Origin of the sequence: uncultured Draconibacterium sp., assembly GCF_913060805.1 — a bacterium.
Classification (GTDB): domain Bacteria; phylum Bacteroidota; class Bacteroidia; order Bacteroidales; family Prolixibacteraceae; genus Draconibacterium.
Genome location: NZ_CAJXTC010000042.1, coordinates 1 through 24,293, shown reverse-complemented (window position 1 = coordinate 24,293; position 24,293 = coordinate 1). Strand labels below are relative to the sequence as shown.

At 41.9% G+C, this 24,293-nt stretch carries 20 protein-coding genes; 12 read left to right on the top strand and 8 right to left on the bottom strand.

The window, feature by feature from the left end:
• Positions 1–35: 35 nt before the first annotated feature.
• Entirely contained in the window at positions 36–1,262 is a 1,227-nt protein-coding gene (locus tag QZ576_RS19380; RefSeq protein WP_297100220.1) for a bifunctional 3,4-dihydroxy-2-butanone-4-phosphate synthase/GTP cyclohydrolase II, read from the bottom strand.
• Between the two features lie 302 nt (positions 1,263–1,564).
• Here QZ576_RS19380 and QZ576_RS19375 point away from each other — a divergent pair, with 302 nt between their 5' ends.
• The 11 genes from QZ576_RS19375 (at position 1,565) to nifJ (ending at position 14,797) form a co-directional block, all read left to right on the top strand.
• Positions 1,565–2,161, top strand: a complete 597-nt coding sequence (locus tag QZ576_RS19375; protein WP_297100217.1) for an NAD(P)H-dependent oxidoreductase — start codon at positions 1,565–1,567, stop codon at positions 2,159–2,161.
• Positions 2,154–4,046, top strand: a complete 1,893-nt coding sequence (locus QZ576_RS19370; RefSeq protein ID WP_297100215.1) for a monovalent cation:proton antiporter-2 (CPA2) family protein — start codon at positions 2,154–2,156, stop codon at positions 4,044–4,046. Before QZ576_RS19375 ends, QZ576_RS19370 begins: the two co-directional genes overlap by 8 nt.
• A 254-nt stretch (positions 4,047–4,300) precedes the next feature.
• A complete protein-coding gene (locus tag QZ576_RS19365; RefSeq protein WP_367270508.1) occupies positions 4,301–4,741 on the top strand; it encodes a SoxR reducing system RseC family protein in 441 nt (146 codons plus the stop codon).
• A gap of 3 nt (positions 4,742–4,744) precedes the next feature.
• Positions 4,745–5,611, top strand: coding sequence for a Fe-S cluster domain-containing protein (locus tag QZ576_RS19360; protein ID WP_297100212.1), 867 nt, complete (start codon positions 4,745–4,747; stop codon positions 5,609–5,611).
• A gap of 6 nt (positions 5,612–5,617) precedes the next feature.
• Positions 5,618–6,949 (top strand): electron transport complex subunit RsxC, encoded by a 1,332-nt coding sequence (gene rsxC, locus QZ576_RS19355; protein ID WP_297100208.1) that lies wholly within the window; start codon positions 5,618–5,620, stop codon positions 6,947–6,949.
• 78 nt (positions 6,950–7,027) lie between these two features.
• The gene (locus QZ576_RS19350) at positions 7,028–8,005 is read left to right on the top strand and encodes an RnfABCDGE type electron transport complex subunit D (RefSeq protein WP_297100205.1); all 978 of its coding nucleotides are present in this window, start codon (positions 7,028–7,030) and stop codon (positions 8,003–8,005) included.
• The gene (locus QZ576_RS19345; RefSeq protein WP_217642974.1) at positions 7,992–8,609 is read left to right on the top strand and encodes an RnfABCDGE type electron transport complex subunit G; all 618 of its coding nucleotides are present in this window, start codon (positions 7,992–7,994) and stop codon (positions 8,607–8,609) included. Before QZ576_RS19350 ends, QZ576_RS19345 begins: the two co-directional genes overlap by 14 nt.
• Positions 8,610–8,618: 9 nt before the next feature.
• The gene (rsxE, locus tag QZ576_RS19340; protein WP_297100200.1) at positions 8,619–9,203 is read left to right on the top strand and encodes an electron transport complex subunit RsxE; all 585 of its coding nucleotides are present in this window, start codon (positions 8,619–8,621) and stop codon (positions 9,201–9,203) included.
• Between the two features lie 11 nt (positions 9,204–9,214).
• Positions 9,215–9,787, top strand: coding sequence for an electron transport complex subunit RsxA (rsxA, locus tag QZ576_RS19335; protein ID WP_163345682.1), 573 nt, complete (start codon positions 9,215–9,217; stop codon positions 9,785–9,787).
• Positions 9,788–9,934: 147 nt separating this feature from the next.
• On the top strand, positions 9,935–11,116 hold the full coding sequence (locus QZ576_RS19330) for an AAA family ATPase (RefSeq protein WP_297100196.1): 1,182 nt from the start codon (positions 9,935–9,937) through the stop codon (positions 11,114–11,116).
• 114 nt (positions 11,117–11,230) lie between these two features.
• Positions 11,231–14,797 carry a pyruvate:ferredoxin (flavodoxin) oxidoreductase gene (gene nifJ / locus QZ576_RS19325; protein WP_297100194.1) on the top strand — a complete coding sequence of 1,189 codons (3,567 nt, stop codon included), beginning with the start codon at positions 11,231–11,233 and terminating at the stop codon, positions 14,795–14,797.
• A 124-nt stretch (positions 14,798–14,921) separates the two neighbouring features.
• Here nifJ and QZ576_RS19320 read toward each other — a convergent pair whose 3' ends face one another.
• The 6 genes from QZ576_RS19320 to QZ576_RS19295 all read right to left on the bottom strand — a co-directional run bounded on the left by QZ576_RS19320 (position 14,922) and on the right by QZ576_RS19295 (position 22,049).
• The gene (locus QZ576_RS19320) at positions 14,922–15,428 is read right to left on the bottom strand and encodes a hypothetical protein (RefSeq protein ID WP_297100193.1); all 507 of its coding nucleotides are present in this window, start codon (positions 15,426–15,428) and stop codon (positions 14,922–14,924) included.
• A gap of 357 nt (positions 15,429–15,785) precedes the next feature.
• On the bottom strand, positions 15,786–16,238 hold the full coding sequence (gene tnpA, locus QZ576_RS19315; RefSeq protein ID WP_297100191.1) for an IS200/IS605 family transposase: 453 nt from the start codon (positions 16,236–16,238) through the stop codon (positions 15,786–15,788).
• A 443-nt stretch (positions 16,239–16,681) separates the two neighbouring features.
• Positions 16,682–19,732, bottom strand: a complete 3,051-nt coding sequence (locus QZ576_RS19310; protein ID WP_297100189.1) for a beta-L-arabinofuranosidase domain-containing protein — start codon at positions 19,730–19,732, stop codon at positions 16,682–16,684.
• A 345-nt stretch (positions 19,733–20,077) separates the two neighbouring features.
• Entirely contained in the window at positions 20,078–20,302 is a 225-nt protein-coding gene (locus QZ576_RS19305) for a hypothetical protein (protein ID WP_297100187.1), read from the bottom strand.
• Positions 20,303–20,405: 103 nt separating this feature from the next.
• Positions 20,406–20,783, bottom strand: coding sequence for a hypothetical protein (locus QZ576_RS19300; protein WP_297100185.1), 378 nt, complete (start codon positions 20,781–20,783; stop codon positions 20,406–20,408).
• Positions 20,784–20,981: 198 nt separating this feature from the next.
• Complete coding sequence (locus QZ576_RS19295; RefSeq protein WP_297100183.1) at positions 20,982–22,049, bottom strand: two-component regulator propeller domain-containing protein; 1,068 nt, start codon at positions 22,047–22,049, stop codon at positions 20,982–20,984.
• Positions 22,050–22,611: 562 nt separating this feature from the next.
• Between QZ576_RS19295 and QZ576_RS19290 the strand changes: the two genes are divergently transcribed.
• Entirely contained in the window at positions 22,612–23,328 is a 717-nt protein-coding gene (locus QZ576_RS19290) for a DUF6261 family protein (protein WP_297100181.1), read from the top strand.
• Positions 23,329–23,735: 407 nt separating this feature from the next.
• Here QZ576_RS19290 and QZ576_RS19285 read toward each other — a convergent pair whose 3' ends face one another.
• Complete coding sequence (locus QZ576_RS19285; protein ID WP_297100178.1) at positions 23,736–24,083, bottom strand: hypothetical protein; 348 nt, start codon at positions 24,081–24,083, stop codon at positions 23,736–23,738.
• Between the last annotated feature and the right edge of the window lie 210 nt (positions 24,084–24,293).

The following is a 24,293-nucleotide window of genomic DNA, read 5'->3' as shown; positions in this document are numbered from 1 at the left end:
AAGACAACTTTATAAATTTTTTACAAAGTCTGAATTTATTTGTCGTAGTTAAATTTTCTGAGATGATGCCCCATTCGGTCGCGCTTGGTTTTCATGTAACGCTGGTTGTGCTCGTTCGGCGCAATTTCAATCGGAACGATATCGGTTACTTCCAAACCATAACCTTCCAAACCAACACGTTTTACCGGGTTGTTGGTAAGCAATCGCATTTTTGTAACACCCAAATTACTTAAAATCTGAGCACCAACACCATAATCGCGCTCATCGGCTTTAAAACCAAGATGAATATTCGCTTCAACAGTATCCAGTCCCTGATCTTGTAATTTGTAGGCAGCAATTTTATTGAGCAAACCAATACCACGGCCTTCCTGCATCATGTATACAATAACACCTTTACCGGCTTTTTCAATCATTTCCATTGAAGCATGCAACTGGTCGCCACATTCGCAACGCATCGAGCCAAAAATATCGCCAGTCATACACGACGAATGCACGCGAGCCAGGATTGGTTCGTTTGGCTCCCATTCGCCTTTTATTAGCGCAACATGCTCGGCTCCATTCGATTTCTGACGGAAAGGAATAATTCTGAAATCGCCGTAATCGGTTGGCAAAGCAACTTCTTCTCCCCTTTCAATTAAACTTTCGCTCTGGAAAAGGAACGAAATCAGGTCTTTAATGGTAACCAGCTTCAGATTATGTTTTTGAGCGAACTCATACAATTGAGGCAAACGCGCCATTGTTCCATCCTCGTTCATAATTTCAACCAGAACTCCAGATGGTTTTAAACCTGCTAAACGAGCCAGGTCAACAGCGGCTTCGGTGTGTCCGGTTCTACGCAACACACCACGCTCCATTGCTTTTAAAGGAAAAATATGTCCCGGACGACCCAATTGTTCCGGGCGGGTTTTTCCGTCAACCAGCATTTTAATGGTAATTGCACGGTCGGCGGCCGAAATACCTGTAGTAACTTCAGGATGTATCGCATCAACCGAAACGGTAAAAGCCGTTTCGTTGGCAGAGGTGTTTTTACCCACCATCAACTCAAGCTCCAGCTCCTTGCAACGTTCCTCTGTTAACGATACACAAATAAGACCCCGAGCCTGCGAAGCCATAAAATTTACAATTTCGGTGGTGATCAATTCAGAGGCAACAATTAAATCACCTTCATTCTCACGATCTTCATCATCAACAACAATTACCATTTCACCTTTCTGAATGGCAGCAATGGCTTCAGGAATTGTGTTAAGCTTAATATCTGTCATATCTGTCCTTTAAATCAGCGGCAAAATTACAAAGTTTTCTGAAACGGTTTCATGACTTTTTGATATCATTTGCGTGAAATAACATAAACGACATTAACGAAACACGTAAATACGGCATTTATTAAACGATTGTATTAATGAATATAAAATTCGAACAGAAAATCTAAACTTTTTCACTTTCCGGGTTTTTATGCTTTTATAGTTGCTGATAAAAGCTGATATTAGTACCTGACAACTTAGCCACTCTGAAAAATGTTTGATATTTTTAATCACCATTTTTTAGTTAGCAACAGAATTTACCAATGAAAAAAATACTAATACTTTTTGCACATCCGGCTTTTCAAAAATCGCTCATCAACAAAACGCTGATGGAGGCGATTAAAGACTTGGAGGGCGTTACCATTAATAATTTGTATGAAAAGTACCCCGATTTTTTTATTGATGTACCTGCCGAGCAAAAACTACTGACCGAGCACGATATTATTATCTGGCACCACCCGTTTTACTGGTACAGCGCTCCGGCTATTATTAAGGAGTGGATGGATCTGGTATTGGAACACAATTTTGCCTACGGAACAAACGGTCGAGCGCTGCAGGGAAAGTGGGCCATGTCGTGTATTTCAACCGGCGGAAGAAAAGAAGTATACAGCGCCGAAGGGAAAAACAGGTACACTATTAACCAGTTTTTGACACCTTATATTCAATCGGCCAATCTTTGCCGGATGAAATACCTGCCGCCTTATGTTGTGCACGGTTCGCATTTATTAAACAGTGAACAGATAAAAAAACATGCCGACGATTATCGAACGGTTATCGAGTTGCTTCGCGACAATAAGATCGACGCCCAACGATTAAATACAATTGAATACATGAACGAAATAATTGAGCACGATGCATAATCAGGAATTCTTTTTAAACGCTTTAATTTACCTTGGTGCAGCTGTGGTTTCTGTTCCAATTGCCAAAAAACTGGGTCTTGGTTCGGTGTTGGGCTACCTACTTGCCGGAATTATTATTGGCCCATTTGTTTTAGGATTGGTAGGTAACGAAGCCGGAGAAGTTATGCACTTTGCCGAGTTTGGAGTTGTGCTGATGCTTTTCATTATTGGACTGGAACTTGAGCCCAAACTTTTATGGAAAATGCGGCGTAACATTTTCGGTTTGGGAGGCTTGCAAGTGCTTTTAACTGCCGGAATAATTACCGGCGTTGCCCTGCTTTTTAACTTCCAGCTAAACCGGGCAGTGGCCATCGGGCTCATACTTGCACTTTCATCAACTGCAATTGTTTTACAGACCTTAAGCGAAAAAGGATTAATGCGCAATATTGCGGGTCGTTCAGCCTTCTCGGTCTTGCTATTTCAGGATATGGCGGTTATTCCTATTCTTGCGTTATTGCCTCTAATTGCAACACTTGGGACTCCGGCCACACTTTCCGAAACATCGATGCAAAGCATTGGCGAGGTAGCGCAACTTCCCGGATGGTTACAGTTATTAATCATCATCGGCGCCATTACCGTTATGGTAATCATTGGTCGGTTTGCAGCCCGTCATATTTTTCGTTTGGTTGCCGAAACCGGTTTACACGAGGTATTTGTAGCGCTCGCACTACTTATGGTAATTGGCATAGCGCTGGGCATGGATGCCATTGGGCTTTCTCCGGCATTGGGAACCTTTATCGCCGGTGTTGTTTTAGCCGATAGCGAATACCGTCACGAACTGGAAACAACCATCGATCCGTTTAAAGGATTACTACTTGGCCTGTTTTTCATTTCGGTTGGTGCCGGTATAAATTTTAACCTGTTGATTGAAAATCCCTGGTTAATTATTGGATTTGTGCTACTCCTGATATTTATAAAATTTGTAGTACTCCTAATTTTAGGAAGGATATTCCGGCTAAAAAAGGGATTCGAATTTCTTTTTGCCTTTTTGCTCGCACAAGCCAGCGAGTTTGCTTTTGTGCTCATCTCCTTCTCGAAACAAAATAAACTTTTCGACGAGCAAACTTCGGGAATGTTATTACTGGTAGTTACCTTATCGATGGCCATTTCGCCACTGTTACTAATTTTTAACGACAAAGCAGTGAGTCCGATTTTGGCGCGCTGGCAAAACAAATTAGAATACGACGAGATTGAGGATGAAGAAACGCCGGTAATTCTGGCGGGATTCGGACGCTTTGGATTAACCGTAGGCCGGATTTTATTAGCGAATGGATTTAAAGTTACCATCCTCGATAACAATCCGTCGAATGTGGAAACACTGCGTAAATATGGTTTCAAACTGTATTTTGGCGACATTACCCGCCCTACCATGCTCGAAAAAGCCGGTATTGAAAAAGCACGCCTGCTAATATTAAGTATGGCCGAACACGAAAATGCCTTGAAAGTGGCCGAAATTGTGCGCAAAAAATACCCGCATGTAAAAATACTGGCGCGTGCCAAAGACATCTTCCACGTGTTTGAATACCTGAATATGAACATTAATAATGCCGAGCGGGAAAACTTTCATTCGGCTGCCGAGTTGGGAAATACGGCACTGGTTGAACTGGGTTTCACGAAATACGAAGCTTACCGTGCCACCCGAACATTTAAACACCACGAAGACCAGGTTACCGAAGAATTGTACCGTCACTGGTTAGAAGATCAGGGCAAATTCATTCAGGAAACCCGCCGATTTGAAGAACAGGTAAAAGAAACCCTACAAGCCGAAAAAAACTACTCGATTCACGACACCGATTGTGCATGGGATGTAGATTCGTTGAAAGATGAAGCCAAAAAGGAAGAGTAGTTTTTGTTGCATTTTTCGCTAAAACAAGATCAACAGGCAATAAGCAAACGACACTTTAATTACACAAAACCAAGCATTAACGGCCACTTTATAATTTAAATCTGAACTTAAATTCAGAACGTACCGCCGCACTTTTTCGAACCAATTATTGAAACGTTCGACAATCTAAATTAGACTACTTATAAATAGTCCCGTTTTCAGAAAAATTAGTTTTTTGTCATATCGAGATTCAATTTATTATATAGTTTTGCCATCTGCAAATAGCAAAATTTACAGCTACGGAATCTACAATTCGACATAAGGGATTTGTTAAGGCAATAAAAAACGCCTCGCTTACTGTGAATATTGTAAGCCAATCGGCCTGCTCAACGTGTCACGCACAGGGAGCATGTTCGGTTTCCGATTTCCAGGACAAGGAAATTGAGGTAACCGAATATAAAGGCAACTACAAAGTTGGCGACGAGGTTACCATTCTTTTTAAACAATCAAAAGGTTTTACAGCACTTATCTGGGGTTATGTAATTCCGTTTTTTGTAGTGTTGGGCACCTTAATCATTGCACTCGAAGTTACCGGAGACGAGCTAAAATCGGGCCTTCTATCACTTTTCATTCTGGTACCATACTATATAACATTATATTTTTTTAGGCATTTATTAAAAAAAGTATTGAAATTCGAACTCGAAGAAACCAATTAAAACATGAGTATCACGGTTGTATATACAATTGTCACATTAGCCGTAATTGGCGCCGCAGCAGCGGTAATTCTATATTTTGTGGCACAGAAATTCAAAGTTGTTGAAGATCCGCGCATCGACGATGTTGACGAAGCATTGCCGGGAGCTAACTGCGGAGGTTGCGGTTATGCAGGTTGTAGAGCTTTTGCCGAAGCCTGTGTTAAAGCCAGTGCTTTGGGCGATTTAAACTGTCCGGTTGGCGGAAACGAAACCATGAACAACGTGGCTTCTATTCTTGGTCTTGAGGCCGTTAAAAAAGATCCGCGTGTAGCTTACATTCGTTGTAACGGAACCTGCGACAACCGCCCAAAAACCAGTAGTTTCAATGGAGCAACAACCTGCGCCATTGCGTCATCGGTTTACAGTGGCGAAACCGGTTGCCAGTTTGGCTGCCTGGGTTACGGCGACTGTTTCGATGCCTGCGATTTCGATGCGATTGTAATGCATCCCGAAACCGGAATTCCGGAAATTATCGACGATAAATGTGTGGCCTGCGGAGCCTGCGTTGATGCTTGTCCGAAAAGCCTTATCGAGTTGCGCAAAAAGATGCCAAAGAACCGCAAGGTAGTGGTATCGTGCCGTAACGAGGATAAAGGCGGAGTTGCGCGTAAAGCCTGCAAGGTTGCTTGTATTGGTTGTAGCAAATGTTTCAAAGAATGTCCGTTTGACGCCATTACCATGGAAAACAACCTGGCATTCATTGATTCCGACAAGTGTAAACTGTGCCGCAAGTGTGTGGCGGTTTGCCCAACCGGTGCCATCATCGAAGAGAACTTTCCTCCGCGGAAAGTAAAACCAGTAGAAAAAAAAGAAACTGAACCAGTAAATTAATACAGGATGTTGAAGACGTTCAAAATAGGCGGAGTACATCCTCCCGAAAATAAGTTATCGAAAGATAAAAAGATCGAGGTCCTGCCACTTCCAAAAACAGTGTTTATCCCGGTTGCCCAGCACATTGGTGCTCCATCTACTCCGGTAGTGAAAAAAGGCGACGAGGTAAAAGTAGGACAGGTAATTGCACAAAGCAGCAGTTTTGTTTCTACAAACATTCACTCATCGGTATCAGGAAAAGTTACCAAGGTTGATTTTTCAGCCGACAGTTCGGGCTACCCGAAACAAGGTATTTTTATTGCCGTAGATGGCGATGAATGGGGTGAAGGAATCGACCGCTCGGAAGATTTGGTTAAGGAAATTTCAGTTGACGGGCCTGATATCGTGAAAAAGATTCAGGATGCCGGAATCGTTGGTTTGGGGGGCGCAACCTTCCCTACCCACGTAAAACTGGTGCCGCCAAAAGGAATGAAAGCCGAAGTGCTGTTGATTAACGGCGTGGAGTGCGAACCTTACCTGACTTCGGACCACCGTTTGATGCTGGAAAAAGCCGACGAAATTATGGTGGGAATCCAGCTGCTGATGAAAGCGATGGGCGTTGACAAAGCGGTTATCGGTATTGAAAACAACAAGCCCGATGCCATTAAACTGCTGAATGAAAAATGCAGTGCTTATACAGGCGTGAGCGTTCAGCCACTTAAGGTACAGTACCCGCAGGGAGGTGAAAAACAGCTAATCAATGCGGTTACAGGAAAAGAAGTTCCTTCGGGAGCTCTGCCAATTGCAGTTGGTGCTGTTGTAAGCAACGTAGGTACCGCTTTTGCCGTTTACGAAGCCATTCAGAAAAATAAACCATTGTTTGAGCGCGTGGTTACCGTAACCGGAAAAGGCGTTGAAAAACCATCAAACTTTATGGTTCGTGTTGGAACTGCGACATCAGAATTGATTGAAGCAGCCGGCGGTCTTCCAGAGAACACAGGTAAAATTATCAGTGGTGGCCCAATGATGGGGCGTGCTATTGCTTCGCTCGATGTTCCCGTAACAAAAGGGACTTCAGGACTTCTTCTGATGCAGGAAGAAGAAAGTAAACGCGAAGAAATACAAGCCTGTATTCGCTGCTCGCGTTGTACATCGGTTTGCCCAATGGGACTGGAGCCATACTTACTGATGACTTTAGGTGAAAAACAAATTTTCGATCGTGCAGAAAACGAACGCATAATGGATTGTATTGAATGTGGCTCATGCAGTTACACTTGTCCGTCAAGTCGTCCGCTGCTCGATTATATCCGTTTTGGAAAAGGAAAAGTTGGAGCGATGATTCGTTCACGTAAAAAATAAAAATCAAACCAATCGTCATCCTGTTCGTCAACCAACGATTCGGAATGACAAGAAGAAAGAAAAACAAACAACTGAGTAATGAGTAAATTATTAACAGTTTCACCATCACCGCACGTTCATTCGAGCGAATCAACCCAGAAGATTATGCTTCGGGTAGTTTATGCGATGATTCCGGCCATGATCTGGGGTATTTATATGTTTGGCCTCGATGCCGTTCGCGTGGGATTAATATCAGTCCTGTCCTGTCTGGCTATCGAATTCCTCATTCAGAAATATATAATGAAGGTAAAGCCCAGTCTTACTGACGGGTCGGCTTTGATCACCGGTGTACTTTTGGCATTTAATGTGCCAGTAAGTCTTCCCTGGTGGATCATTATTATTGGTGCGATTGCAGCCATGGGAGTTGGTAAACTTTCGTTTGGTGGTTTAGGATCGAACGTGTTTAACCCGGCGCTGGTAGGCAGGGTTTTCCTGTTGATCTCGTTCCCGGTGCAAATGACATCGTGGCCTGTAACACGAATGATGGAAGTTGATGCTGTTTCGGCAGCTACACCACTGGCCGTAATTAAAGAAGGTATTAAAAACGGCATTCCGGTTTCGCAACTTCAGGGGCTGCCTAATTTATCCGACATGGCCATTGGTTTCAATCACGGATCGATGGGTGAAATATCAGCAATATTGTTGATCATCGGTGGGCTTTATATGCTTTGGAAGAAAGTGATTACCTGGCAAACGCCGGTATCGATTATACTTACTGTCATGGTGGTTTCGGGTATTTTCTGGGTGGCAAACCCTGAAATGTATGTAAACCCGGTTTACCACATATTTACCGGAGGTTTAATGTTGGGAGCCATATTTATGGCAACCGATATGGTAACTTCTCCAATGACCGGAAAAGGACAACTGATCTACGGTGTTGGAATTGGTTTGATCACAATCTCCATTCGTATGTTTGGCGCTTATCCCGAAGGTATTTCGTTCGCAATTCTGATTATGAATGCGTTTGTGCCACTGATCAACATGTATGTTAAACCTAAACGATTTGGAGGACAGTAAAATGGCAAAACGAGAATCGAGTTTTATAAATATGGTGCTTACGCTTGTTCTGGTAACAGGTATTGCTGCAGCAGTTTTGGGTTTTGTATACGATTTTACAAAAGGCCCTATCGAAGTGGCAAAATTAAAAGCACAAACCGAGGCAATTAAAACAGTATTGCCCGAATTTGACGAGTTGGGAGAAACAATGGTTTTAAGTCCGGGAGAAGGACAAGACTCATTAGAATTTTTTCCGGCTTATAAAAACGGAGAATTGGTAGGAACAGCCATAAAAACCTATACAAAAAGTGGTTTCAGCGGATTTATTTCCATTATGGCGGGTATCGATAAAGACGGTAACTTTTCGGGTTATTCAGTTTTGGAACATGCCGAAACACCGGGTTTAGGATCAAAAATGGGTGTTTGGTTCAGCAATCCTGAAAAACCAAATCAGTATGTAATCGGTAAAAATCCGGAAACGACCAATTTTACCGTGTCGAAAGACGGAGGAGACATTGATGCGATTACCGCTTCTACAATTAGCTCACGTGCATTTCTTGATGCATTAACAAGAGCGTACAGTACTTATAAAAACAATAAAACCACCGGAGATTCCGGACAATAATTTCGTGTTATGAATCAGTGGAAAAACTTTTCAAAAGGCTTCTTAAAAGAAAATCCGGTATTTGTACTGCTGCTGGGAATGTGCCCAACATTGGGTGTAACCTCGTCGGCAATTAACGGACTTGGCATGGGACTGGCCACTACTTTTGTTTTGCTGATGTCGAACATTGTAGTGTCGCTGGTAAAAAATGCCATTCCCGAGAAAGTCAGAATTCCGAGTTTTATTGTAATTATTGCTGCGTTTGTTACGGTTGTACAATTGTTAATGCAGGCATTTGTTCCTGCCTTGTACAAAAGTCTGGGGCTGTTTATTCCGTTAATCGTGGTAAACTGTATCGTGTTAGGTCGTGCTGAAGCTTTCGCATCAAAAAACAATGTTGGCTCTTCAGCAGTCGACGGACTGGGAATTGGACTGGGATTTACATTCGCCCTGGTTTTACTCGGAAGTATCAGAGAAATTCTGGGAAGCGGTAAATTGTTCAACATTACCATTTACCCCGAGAATTACGTAACCCTTGTATTTGTGCTGGCTCCGGGAGCATTTATTGTTCTTGGATACCTGATCGCACTAATCAACCGAATGAAAAAGAATTAGGAGGATAGAAAATGAACTATTTAGTAATTGTAATAGGCGCCATACTTGTAAACAACATTGTTTTAATGCAGTTTTTGGGAATTTGCCCGTTTTTGGGTGTTTCCAAAAAAGTGTCGACCGGTATTGGTATGACCGGCGCTGTTGCCTTTGTAATGATTCTGGCAACAATTGTAACTTACCTGATACAAAACTATGTGTTGGAGAAATTCGGATTAGGATTTTTGCAAACCATAGCCTTTATTTTGGTAATTGCATCGTTGGTGCAAATGGTGGAGATCATTCTGAAAAAAGTAAGTCCTCCACTCTACCAGGCGCTGGGAATTTTCCTGCCGCTTATTACAACCAACTGTGCTATTTTGGGTGTGGCAATTCTTACTGTGCAAAACGAATTTAACCTTTTGGAAGGCGTAATATTTTCAACATCGCATGCAATAGGTTTTGGACTGGCACTGATCATTTTTGCCGGTATTCGCGAGCACCTCGATCTGCAAGATGTACCCAAAGGATTAAAAGGTACACCAATTGCGTTAATAGCTGCAGGTATTCTTGCAATGGCTTTTATGGGATTCTCTGGCTTGGTGTAAGTTAGCTGAAGATTAACCCAATATTAACCATTTATGATTTTTGTCACATAGACAAAATAAACATGCAGACCTTACACTAATTTATTAAATTTGCTATGTGGAGATTACAAAATCGACACAACTCAATTTAATCTAAAATCGTAAACATTGGAATTTTTTCAACAAGTACATAAGTCATTACTTCAGGGTTCGAAAGATACCATCCAGAGAGAGCTGATGAACAATATCGATTGGGACCAAAGGCTTATCTGTATCAAAGGATTCAGGAGTGTTGGAAAAACAACATTTTTGCTCGACTACATAAAAACACATCACCCCGACAGCAACGAAGCACTTTATCTTAACCTGAATAATTTTTATTTCACAAAACGTAAGATCAGTTCGTTTGCCGACGAATTTGCAAAACGTGGTGGAAAATTATTGTTGCTCGATCAGATTCAAAAGTACCCCGACTGGTCGGCCGATTTGCGGAAATGTCTGGATGAAATTCCTGACCTGAAAATTATTTTCACTTCGTCGCCGGTATTGCGTATTACCGAGGACAATCCTGATTTAGAAGGAATGGCAAGCATTTACCATCTCGAAGGATTGTCGTTTCGCGAGTACCTGAATCATGAAACAGGAAGCAATTTTAAAACATATACTTTAGAGGAAATACTGAACAACCACATTGAAATTGCTCAGAAAGTGGTTGACGAAATCAGGCCGCTGGCTTATTTCGACGATTATTTGCGACATGGTTATTTCCCCTACTACATTCACGATCCGAATTTTTATATCGATAAGTTGTTGAAGAATATCAACCTGGCATTGGAGATCGATGTTCCGTACATCAACCAGATTGAATTTAAATACCTTCCAAAACTCAGAAAGCTGTTGCACATCATTGCTTCAGAAACGCCTTTTACTCCAAATGTTAGTAAATTAGCAACTTCGGTTGAAACGTCGCGTGCAACAATTATGAATTACCTGAAATATTTGAAGCACGCCCGACTCATCAACCTGCTTTATGAGAACGGCGGAAGTGATGATGACCAGATGAAGAAACCGGACAAAGTGTACATGCAAAATACAAACCTGCTAAACGCTATTGCTCCGAATAACTTTGATAAAGCCACGGTTAGACAAACGTTCTTTTATAACCAGGTAGGCTATGTATGCCAGCTGGCGAAATCGCCGGTTGCCGATTTTTGCGTCAACGGAAAGTACAAATTCAATGTTGGCGGACGAAAACTGAAACCCGAAAAAGGAATTTACGCTGCCTCGGATGTAATTGAGGTTGGGCAAGGAAACAAAATTCCTTTATGGCTCTTTGGATTCCTGTACTAGATGCCCCGACGCTTGCGGTCGGGATTTCGCTTCGCTCAACTGGATACCTGGTCGCGAATCGAGTAACGAGAAAAAATATCAATTTTAAACTAAATAAATTAAAGACGAATAAAGATGGCAAAACAAAAAAAGATGGTTACATGTGACGGTAACTACGCAGCAGCGTATATGAGTTACATGTTCAGCGAAGTCGCCTGTATTTATCCGATCACTCCGTCGTCAACAATGGCAGAGTACGTTGATGAATGGGCTGCTTTTGGAAAGAAAAATATGTTTGGTCGCCCAGTACGTTTGGCAGAAATGCAAAGTGAAGCCGGTGCTGCCGGTGCTGTTCACGGAGCGCTGCAATCGGGTGCCTTAACTTCTACTTACACTGCATCACAGGGATTGTTGTTAATGATCCCTAACATGTACAAAATTGCAGGTGAGTTATTACCAACAGTATTTCACGTAAGTGCACGTGCCTTAGCCGGTCACGCATTATCAATTTTTGGCGACCACAGCGACGTTTACGCTGCCCGTCAAACAGGTTTTGCAATGTTGGCTTCAGGTTCGGTACAGGAAGAAATGGACCTTGCAGGTGTTGCTCACCTGGCTACATTGAAATCTAGAGTTCCTTTCCTGGCTTTCTTTGATGGATTCCGTACTTCACACGAGGTTCAGAAAATTGAAGCTATCGCTCAGGAAGACATTGTTCCTTTGGTTGACATGGAAGCTATTCAGGAATTCCGCAATCGTGCGTTAAATCCAGAAAATCCGGTAACCCGCGGTACAGCTCAAAACCCTGATATTTTCTTCCAGGCAAAAGAATCAGCAAACAAATTTTACGATGCAGTTCCTGATATCGTAGCTGACTACATGGATGAAATCAGCAAAATTACTGGCAGAACATACCGTCCTTTCACTTATTACGGTGCACCTGATGCTGAAAACGTAATTATTGCTATGGGTTCGGTTACTGAAACCATTAAAGAAACTATCGACTACTTAACTGCTCAAGGCAAAAAAGTTGGTTTAATTTCGGTACACTTGTTCCGTCCATTCTCAGCAAAACACTTTGTTGAAGCATTACCTGATTCAGTAAAACGTATTGCTGTATTAGACCGTGCTGCTGAGCCGGGATCAACCGGGGAGCCATTATTCCTTGACGTTCAATCACAATTCTACGGAAAAGCAGATGCTCCTGTAATTGTTGGTGGTCGTTACGGTTTAGGATCAAAAGATACTACTCCTTCACAAATTCTTTCAGTTTACGAAAACCTTGAAATGAAAGAGCCAAAAGGCAACTTCACAATTGGTATCGTTGATGATGTGACATTCAAATCACTTCCATTGAAAGAAGAAATCAACATGACTCCGGAAGGAACTTACCAGGCTAAATTCTACGGTTTGGGTTCTGACGGTACTGTTGGTGCAAACAAAAACTCGATTAAAATTATTGGTGACTCAACAGATAAATCATGTCAGGGATACTTCCAGTACGACTCGAAAAAGTCGGGAGGTTTCACTTGTTCACACTTACGCTTCGGGGATAAACCAATCCGATCAACTTACCTTGTTACCACTCCTGACTTTGTTGCTTGTCACGTTCCGGCATATGTAAATATGTACGACGTGCTGAAAGGCCTGAAAAAAGGTGGTTCTTTCTTGCTGAACTCGATTAACGACGCAGAAGAAACCAAAAAGCAGTTGCCTGATGCAATGAAGAAGTATTTGGCCGAGAACGAAATTAATTTCTACATCATTAACGGTACAAAACTGGGTGAAGAGATTGGTTTGGGAACTCGTACCAACACTATTATGCAATCGGCTTTCTTTAAAATTACTGAGGTAATTCCTTACGAAATGGCTGTTGAGCAAATGAAAGCTGCCATTGTAAAATCGTACGGTAAAAAAGGTGAGCACATTGTAAACATGAACTACGCAGCGGTTGACGCCGGTGGTAAAAACGTAGTGAAAGTTGAAGTTCCTGCTGAATGGAAAGACATCGTTGTTGCTGATGAAGCAGCTGTTGATGCCGACCGTCCGGAATACATTACTAAAGTGGTTGACGTAATCAACGCACAAAAAGGTGATGATCTTCCTGTTTCTACTTTTGCAGGTTCAGAAGATGGACAATTCCCACTTGGAACAGCAGCTTACGAAAAACGTGGTATCGCAGTAAACGTTCCTGAATGGCAGTCGGAAAACTGTATTCAGTGTAACCAGTGTGCTTACGTTTGTCCTCACGCGGCTATTCGTCCGTTCCTGATGACAGAAGAAGAGGTTGAAGCAGCACCTGCAGGAACCGAAACAAAAACAGCAACTCCGGCAAAAGTATTTGGTGGATTGAATTTCCGTATCCAGGTATCGCCACTCGACTGTACAGGTTGTGGTAACTGTGCCGATGTTTGTCCATCGAAAGTGAAATCGCTTGTAATGAAGCCACTTGCATCTCAGCAGGCTGAAGTTGGTCGTTGGGATTTCATGGACAAAAAAGTTACTGTTAAAGAGACTGTTGTTGACAAAACAAAATCAGTTAAAAACTCACAGTTTGCTCAGCCATTGTTCGAGTTCTCGGGAGCTTGTGCAGGTTGTGGTGAAACTCCATACATTAAATTGATCACTCAGCTTTACGGTGAAAGAATGATGGTTGCCAACGCTACAGGTTGTTCTTCAATCTATGGTGGTTCTGCTCCGTCAACTCCATACTGTAAACACAAAGAGTCTGGTCATGGTCCGGCTTGGGCTAACTCATTGTTCGAAGACAACGCCGAGTACGGTTTTGGTTTCGCTGAAGGTGTTAGCGCACAACGCGATCGTATTGCAGAAATTATGACTACTGCCCTTTCAAATGGTGCTTCTGAAGCTGAGAAAGAAGTATTTGGCGAATGGCTGGAGAAAAAAGATATTGCTGCAGGATCAGTTGTTGCAACCAACAAAGTATTGGATGTAATTAAAGACAGCGACAGCCAATATGCAAAAGACATTATGTCGTTGAAACAATACCTGGTTAAAAAATCGATTTGGGTATTCGGTGGCGACGGATGGGCATACGACATCGGTTACGGTGGTTTAGATCACGTAATGGCAAGCGGCGAAGATGTAAACGTATTGGTAATGGATACCGAGGTTTACTCTAACACCGGTGGTCAGTCGTCTAAATCTACTCCGGTTGGAGCAGTTGCTAAATTTGCTGCATCGGGTAAAAAAGTACGTAAAAAAGACCTTGGCGCAATGATGATGAGCTACGGTTACGTATACGTTGCACAAGTAGCAATGGGAGCTAACCAGTCGCAGTACTTTAAAGCACTGAAAGAGGCAGAGGCTTATCCAGGTCCTTCTATCATTATCGCTTATTCTCCATGTATCAACCACGGATTACGTGCCAGCATGGGACGTACCCAGGAAGAGGAGAAAAAAGCTGTATCGTCAGGATACTGGCACTTGTTCCGCTACAATCCACTATTGGAAGACGAGGGTAAAAACCCATTCCAATTGGATTCTAAAACTCCGGAATGGAGCCAATTCCAAGACTTCCTGAACGGTGAGGTTCGTTATACTTCATTGAAGAAATCGTTCCCTGCTGAGGCTGATGAATTATTTGCAGCTGCTGAAGAAAACGCAAAATGGCGTTACGCGTCATACCAGCGTATGGCAGCTATGGATTATTCAAAACCTGAAGAAGAAGGTGAAGAATAGAAATTATTCAAGCTATATAGAAAAGCCGCTTCGTTTTGAAGCGGCTTTTTTTGTGCCTATTTCTTTGCGCCAAAGGTGCAATGTCTTTCTTTTAGCATAGTCCGCAGGGCTATGCGTATAAGCGCTAAAAGGTAATTAAACCTTCTCCTTCCAATTCCCAGGTCATGGTTTCATGATCAATTACTCCATACATATCAATATATCCGGTAGCGCCTTCAAATCTTCCGGTACACATTCCTTCCCTAATTTCGTATAGATAGTGCATACCATCTTCATCTACCCATGGCTCTGTGATTACCCAGGTATAAATCATATCTCCATTGGCAGCTGTTAACTCTCCAAATATTGGAGAAACGGGATTTGCGTCAGCATCAATACAGAGGTAATTATAAACAGTAAAATTCCCCAGGAATGTGGCATTACCGCCTCCGGTAATAACCATTTCCAAGCCCGTATCAGTACAGGCATCCGGGTTAACAACCACTTCCATAACGCCACTTGCTTTCTGAAACTTAATGGTTCGTTCAACCATTTTACCGGATTTTAAATCCATTTCGGATTCTTCTTCGAAAGGAGCATCGCAGGCAAATACTCCAAAAAGGACAATAAGAAAAATGCATAATTTTTTCATAACGTTGATTTTTGGTGAATAAATATGTGCCTGGCCACACAACTTTAGAGGGAATAAAAAAGATATGCCTGTTTACGGAATCAACCCCAAAATGTTTTCCCGGTACCTTCAATTTGTGGATATGGAATGGACATAAAAATACTTCGCCCCCTTGGCGCTTTTTTTTTGATTCAACCTATCAGCCTTGCCCTATGGGCAAGGCTAGGAGACCTCGCTCCTTTGGAGCTCAAATATCCCAAAACCTCACCTCTCGAAACAAATCAACTGCGCCAAAGGTGCAAAGTCCATTAACATAGTCCGTAGGGCTATGAAAAATGGCGATAGCCATAAAGCGCCAAAGGTGCGTAGTAGACCAGATCAGTCCCAAACAAATCGCTCATCATAATCTACCGCATACTCTTTCAGAAATTGTTGGTATTCCTCCTTAAATGCTATTGTTTGGTGGTGTGTTTCCTGATTACGAATATAATCCCGCACAATTTCAACCTGCTTCGGATTAACAGAAAAGGCACCATAACCATGTTGCCAATAAAAATCAACAAACTCATCTCCCTTCCCTTTTATCCATTTCGAAGAGTGTGTTTTCAACTTCTCAACAAGGCTCATAAGGGCTATTTTTCGCGATAGATTAAACAACAAATGAACATGATCGTTTACTCCTCCAACGATTATTGGCTGCGATTCAAGCTCTTTACAAACGCCTCCCAAATAATCGAATAATTCCGTCTTTATTGAATCGATAATTAGTGGTTCCCGGTTTTTCGTACTAAAGGTTAAATGAATATAGTTTTTGACTAATGATTGTGGCATAACATTTATTTTCTTTCTAAAATACAAAATGTGTAAACCACTTCGCACCTTTGGCGCTTATTTTTGATTCATATCTCATACCATGCCCTTCGGGCATGGCTCTATGACGACGCTCCTTTGGAGCTCCATTTTGTCAAAAGACTCGGAATTTCACAAATTATTTGCGCCAAAGGTGCAAAGTCCATTAACATGGTCCGTAGGGCCATGCACATAGGCGCCAAAGGTGCAAAGTCCCTTAGCATAGTCCGCAGGGCTATGCGTAGTTATTAAACATAGTCCGTAGGGCTATGCAATGGCGATAGCCATAAAAAAAGCCGCTTCAAACGAAGCGGCTTTTTGAAACCTAACACAAAATCAGGTATTTTAAACTAATAAATTGTTTTTATGAAAGCGCGTATCTTTTTCGCGATGGAACGATCAGATCATTTGCCATTGCGATGGAACTATTTCAAAGTTACATCCAGGTAAACCGAATGACGTCCGTAAGTTTCGTAGAACGGTTTGTAAACTACTCCTTCAATTTCGAACTCCAGCTTCTCAGGATCGACTGAAATCGATTTGCTGATGTCTTCTGCATCCAACGTTACTTTACGCCATTCTTTGCGTGGCTCTTCTTCCTGGGCAGCCAGTAAAACCGGTCCGTAGAATAAACTGGCAACGTTTTGCTGGTCCATTACCGGCTCTAAATAAAAGTGGAATGGCATGCGCAACTCAACTTTATCACCGTCTTTCCACTTGCGGCTGATAGTAAGGTAAGTTCCCGGTTCAGCTTTTATATCTTGTTTCTTACCGTTAACGGTTACAAAAAATCCTTTGGTAGCCCAGTGTGGTACCCGTACATTCAAATCGAATTTGCCGCTACCACCGATGGTTAATGTTGTATTATCTTCTTTCGGATAAGCTGTTGTTTGCGTAACAGTAATATCGTTATCGGTCCATTTTAATGTTGATGGCACATAAAGGTTTACATACAAAGCCTTGTTATCTGCGCTGCGGAAATAGATCGAGTTCTGCAATTTAGTGTTGCTCTCGATAGCAGTACCGTTACAACAAGTAAAACCGTCCATGTGTGCATTGCTAAAATGCTTTACCGAACCGGCACGTAAAGGCACGTGGTAAGTGTTTGCAGGCGTATGCTCATCAACCGATGCCAGAATATGGTTGTAAAGTCCGCGCTCGTAATAATCCATCAACTCGGCTTGCTGATTGTACAAGAACAGGTTGCGACTTAATTTAAGCATGTTGTATGTTGCACAGGTTTCGTTCTGTCCGCCTACTGCAAAACCGTTCTCGTAAAGTGTTGCCGGCTGAGCAGTAAAACATTCAGCGTTGGCAGGGTTACGGGCTCCTGCAACACCACCAATACTGTACATGTAATCGCCTGTAGCTTTGTTCCAGAAGTTATCGGCAATATCGAAATATTCCGACTCTTTTGAATCGCGATAGATCTCCAACGCACCCATAATTTGCGGGATGTGCTGATTGGCATGCAATCCGCGGAACATATCTACGTTTTTAGCCAGACCGTGCGAGTGTTCGGCATCGCCAAAAAATACGCGGATGTTATCGAATAACTTCGCTGTTTCCAGGTAACTCTTATCGTTAGTAAGGCGGCTTAATCTTGCCAGTGCTTCGTTCATACCGCCAAATTCGCCGGCAATGTAGGTATTCCAGATGTCGATCAGCGTTTCGGTTGGTACCACACTCAAACGTGCATGTACCCAGTCGCCCATTCCTTCTACAATGTCAAGCGCTTTTTCGTTGCCGCTCACTTCGTAAATATCCATTAAACCGGCCAAAATCTTGTGCAACGTATAGTAGGGTGCCCAAACTTTGTCGTTATCGGTTCCGTATTTTGCGCCGTGTTCCAGCATAATAAACTGATCCGGTGGATAAGCACTGATAAATCCTTTACCCCAGTTTTGGTAGTCGGTACGAATACCATCTTCGCTTAAGTCTGAATCAAAACCATCTTTTCCCGGTCCCGGAGGAACGGCCAACGGATCGGCTACCGACTCACCGCCTGCAGTTTTAGGAGTTCCCGACAGTTGAGCCAATTCATACAGGGTATTCACCATGTATTCCATTTTTTCGGCAAACTTAGCCTGAATGGCAGGATCGTAAGCAGCACTTGAATAAGCCTGTGCCAAAGCACTCAGGTAGTGACCTGTGGCATGACCGCGAAGTTTCGTTTCCTGGCTGTCCCAAACGCCCAGAGGCTCGGCACCTGCGGGTTGTTCCTGACCAAATGCATTGCGGAACATGTAAAGGAAATTATCAGGATTGGTTTCCAACAAACCGTCAACGAATTTATCGCGGTTCTCTACAAATTTTGTTTCGTGGTTATGCGTATCTTCAGTTAACTGTACCTCATCCAAATCAAAAGCCTCCAAGGTGCGGTGCGGAGCATCATGATCGTGATTGTGCTCAACCACAGTAACAATAGCTTTTGGCTGAATATCGGTTCCGGCAACGCGTCCGGTTACGGTGTATTTTCCGGCAGTTTGTACTTCGCTGTTATCTTCCGGAGCAGGCCAAAGCACACGCACTTCAGGTCCGTCGAAATCGTTGCTGTAAACACCTTTTACAAAACGTGGCAAACGAGGCAGAAAACCCACTTCGGTTTCCACTTCAACAGTTGGAACGCTGGTTAAATACTCGTTATACAACTGTGGTGTCGATTCAGGAAACTCCTGAAGTTCGGCTTCTTGTCGGTTACGCATCATCTCTTCGGCTTCCTCTTTGTGCAAAGCGCTGAAGTTGATCCACCCAATTTGTCTTCTGTTTAAAGGAATTCGGTAGATGCGGAAATCGTGCAGTTTAGCATCAATAGAGGCATCGCCTGAAGTTAGCCATTTTCCGATAACAAACTGATCGTCGTTACCTTTACGGCTGTCGAACAATTGTTTAAGTTCTACCTCAACATCGTTTACTTCGCTAACCTGTTCGCCGTTAAGGAAGGTAGCAAAGGTTTTTGTTGGAACATCAACAACTACAACTATATGGTTCCATTTATTTAATTCTATAGCTTCCGAACCGGCGGTGTAAGTATTGGTGCCGGCAAGCACTTGCGACACGTAACCGTTTTCGCCTGCAGGAGCAGCATAAAAAGTCGATTTTCCGTCTTTGCCAAAATCGAAAAGTGGCGCACCACCTTCGGCCGAACGCAAATTAACCCAGGCCGAAATACTTAGCGACTCCTCGCCTGCCAGTAACTCGCCGGGAATGGTTATATACGTTTTTCCGTCGCCGGATAATGAAATTACTTTGTCGAATACTTCGTCGTCAACAAATTCGTAACCGGAGCCTTCGATGCTTCCATGTAAATTGTTTCTCGACCAGTCTTTGGCATTTTCTTCGAGGGTGTAACGGGCAATCAATCCCGTTTCGCCAATTCCATCCAAAATCTGATCACCGCTTTGTGCAAATACGTTGCTTGTCCCCCAGGCACAAACTCCAAGTATTATTCCAACGATCGGCTTAAATAGTTTCATATTTCTTATTTTAAGTTTTTAACGAGGTTAGACTTTGCGTCAACTTCCGAATTCAAAATTAGATAACATCTTGCCAACGGTCGATATAATGGGCTTACCAATACTTGACTATATGTTCAAATTATTATAACAAATATTCCATGCCCGGCTGCAAGGCGCTTAAATACTCATATTTCAGGGTTTTGGCTTGTTATGAATCGTTTGCTTGAAAAACGGTTTTTGCAGGTCATATTCTCTAAAAACAATCGTTTCGTTTTGCGTTTTATTTCCGATTTTGGGTTTGCAGTAAACGTTGGTATAAGGTGCGCAACATAGTTACAAGTGCTTGAAGGTTACAACAGCCTGTCATTTTTCGGTGGCTTTCTTTTTCTTCGAATTATTGATCAGTTTGAAGGCAATAAACAACGGAATCAGTGTTAACAGCCCCAGGGTGTTTTTGAAAATACTGTAGATTACAATCCCGATCATAAACCCGATGAATACCGCATTTATTATTGCTGCCGATTTTGCTTTTTTGGCATCGGGGAACTGTTCTGTATCTTTTATTTCTGATTGATTTTGTTGTTTCATTTTTGTGGGTTGTTTGTTGGAAAGTGGGTGCTAATATCTACGGCCGCAATGCAATATACAAGCTGATACCAACCGTAATTGATTTTATTCTTTCCATATTAAATCAGTTCTTTTTCAATACTAAATTCGTTGATATAAGTCCGGCAATTACTATTGAAACAACCATCACGATGATTGAGGTGTAGTTTATGGTCTTTAGTCTTTTTAACGTCTCTTTATTCGTTTCTGACGCATCACTTTTACTAACAACAGCTTTTTTGAAATTATTCTGCGAATCTTTTACTTCATCTTCAAGTTCACTCATAAGCTTAATCATTTCTCCCAGTCGTGGCTGTCTCTGTGATTTTTCTCCTGTAATTTTAGTTTGCTCCACCTGAAGTTTATTGTCGGAATATGATCTGATAAACTTTAAATAAAATCCAGTTGAAAAGCCAATAATTGCCAGTAATAAAATGAAGGTCAATAATAGTTTCTTATTCATAAAATTTGTTTTTTGCCTGGTAGGTGTTTATTGATATATGCCTTTTATTTCTTTGGGTGCTAACGGTCCCGGCTATGCGTAGTGCGGGATTTCAAGGCACTTCACTGTCCGCTTACCGAAAAGTTTGTTGAATGTAATTGTTTTCATATAAGCACTTTACCCGCATTACGTATAGCCAATGTTGTGCGGTCGTATTTCTTAAAATTGCTTGTCAAACGTTTTTCCATTGAATTTGAATACATTACCGTTAGTCTGTATAAACCATAAAGCATCATTGTTGTCCTTGTATATGCTATGAACAAAATCATTCGATTGTCCTAAACTGTCGGTGTAATTCTTAATAGTATCACCATCATATTTCCAAACTCCTGTATCTCTATCTCCAAACCAAATATTTCCCTTTCCATCCTCCTCAATCGCAAAAACGTGTTCAAGTGTGCCTGGTTGTGACTTATCTCCTCTTCTTGAACTTGTCGGGTGAATTAGATTATTCTTTTCAGAAAAGTTAATAATTGTGTCAGCGTCTTTCAATAATACGCCTATTCCATTATTTCCAATCCATAGTCTGCCTTTTGAGTCTTCAAAAATGCTTCGAATATGTAGTGGTTCTGTTTCAATATCAAGTTCGAGAGTTTCATCATTGATAATTATAAAGTCACTTCCATTATAGCCAAAAACACCTGCGTAAGTACCAAACCAAAGTATATTGTTTTTCCCTTCTGAAATACTTGTCACGGAATATAAATTATTGGGGTTAATGACTTTTGGATTGGGAAATGCTAAATAATTCAATCTTTGACCATCATATTTATATACTCCTTCCTTATTTCCTGCACTAAACCAAAGGTCATTAGAAGTTTTCCTCCACTCATTTTGAGAGTTTGCATTTCCAATCATAGTATGATTTGTGATTTTCTTTCCGTCATAGCTACTAATTCCAGTTGCTGTTTCAAACCAAATATTCCCATTGTTATCTTCCTTTATTGAACGAATTTGATTATCTGGCAAACCCTCCTTATTTGTAAAATACTTATAGGTTTGTCCGTCACAAATAGCTACTCCTTCTTGACGACTTCCGTACCAATAATTTCCTTTACTATCTTGGAAAATTGAACTAATTCCATAGGTAAATTTTAAAGTGTCAGAGTATGACTTACTAACCAATTCAGATTTGCTTTTTTCTTTATCGGCTTCTTCCTTTGTAACGCAAGAAAAGTTAAGAGTCAATAAAAATATTAGGTAAATCAAATTCAATTCTTTATTCATTTGTAGTTTTTGTCATATGCCGCACAACGTACGTGTATGTTGCAATGCAACATACATATTATTTTAGTCTGCACTGCTGTAAAACTTTAATAATGTTTGTATTAACATTGAAAAGCGGGCCGGTTTTTGTTTTTATTTTTGCAAGAGTCGGGTTCAATGTATTCAGTAATTTTGGTTTTTAACTGTTTAAAATTAACAGAATTCAGCTTACTTATCATTAACTATCCTATTTTATTTTTACATAATCGTTAAGCAACATTCGTACTCACTAAGATGCTCCACTACCGTAGTTTTCTCCAATCGTACTCAGTACGATGCTCCACTACCGCAGTTTTCTTCAATCGTACTCAGTACGATGCCCCACTAACACAGTTTTCGTCAATCGTACTCATTACGATGCTCCACCAACGCAGTATTCTTCAATCGTACTCACTACGATGCGTATATTAATCATTTGCTTATTATGTTTTATTGTATTATCTTTTTTTTCAATTAATTACCAAAGCACTTCTAACTTACCCAAGCAGAATGCAATGGTTAACTAACAAACAAAATTAAAATCATGATTGAAAAACTTTTAGGCACCAGTCGCGTCAGTGAAGTTGACGCAACAAGTATGCGTATTATTGGAGCATACAAGAACACATCACTACGAAGCGATGTACATTTGGCTGCTATGTTTACGGCCCTCGAACCACTATCGGTCAGCCTTTCGGCATCGATAAACCGCATTAAGGCCGAAAGTAACCTGGAGGAAAAAGACGAAGAGCGCGATGAGCCTTTGCGCTCGTTATTCTACCTGGTTGCGGGCTTTCTGCATCACCCCGACGCAGCCATTCGTGCGGCAGCCGAAAAAGTAAATGCCGTTATAGAACGCTATGGCATGGGAATAACAAAAGAGAGCTATGCTATTGAATCGTCGCTGATTACCTCGATGCTTACCGACCTGTCGTCGCCCGAAATGCAGGAAGCGATAGCTTTACTGTCGGGGTGCGCCGAAATAATTGCAGCCCTGCAAGCCGCACAAACTGCATTCGAAACGGCGCGCATAGCTTACGAAGAAGAAAAAGCACAGGAAAGCACCGAACAAACCGCTTCGGAAATAAAAGTGGAGGTACTAAAACTGGTAAACGAAAAGATTGTAATCTACCTACGCGCCATGGAAGTGGTTGATGTGGAAACCTTCGGAACCTTTGCCCGCACCGTTGCCGAAATTATTGTCGACAACAACGAAGTAGTTCGTAAACGATTAAATAAAACTGAACCTGTTGTGGAGTGAACAACTCATCTACACCGTAGATATTTTTAGAAACTCGTGTTTTAAATGATTAATATTTAAACTGAAGGACGTTGCCTTGTGCGCGTCCTTTTTTTTGCACCGTCCTTTAGGGCGGTGATTCCTGATGAAAACAGGAAACAGGCTTTAGCCTTTAATCGCCTTAACGGCTAAAGCCCTTTCCTTAACTACATTTTTACCACCGGGCTAAAGCCACGGTGCAAAAAATAAAACCAATCGCTTTTATTCCCCTTTACTCCTCGTTGCAAACGAGGGGCAGTAGAATTTTTTTAGTTTAATGGATAAACTCCATCGGAGTTTGATTCTAATAGTACAGAAATATGCAATGGGATTAACAACCCGGTGCGGGTTGGATTTTTCATTGTCCGATAAATGAATTGTTTCAGCGCCTAGGCTTTCCGCGTCAGCACAAAAACGCCACACACGTCTTCGCTGTCGAATGTTGAGCCGATGATTTGGTTTTCGGTAATGCGGTGCGTTTCGAAAGTATTGGGCAGGTAACTGATTTCGCGGTCGTTTTGCAGGGCTTTTACTTCAACGCTTTCCAACAGCAATTTTCCGTCGGCAATAGTGCCTTTTACTTTTTCGGTCACCTGAATGCTGTAGTTGTTTTCCACTGCTTCGGAAAACGAAAACACACCGCTTACCTCGTTGCCGGTTTGCGTAAGTTCCACCTCTCCTACCGAATTGCCGTATTCAAAATCTTCGTTGTATGTCCAGCTCCCTGAAATGTTCATCGTTGTAATTTTGCGCAAACTTAGCAAATTTCCGGATTTTGGGAATAAACCACTATGACACGAACCCTACCCCTCGTTTGTAACGAGGGAACGATGGAAGAATCAAAAGCAAAATTTGGGTCAATATTTTTAAACTCACCCTGATTGTGCCTTCGACACAATCGTCCCTCTCTTCATGAACCTTAGATTTGCGAAGATATTTTTTGATGG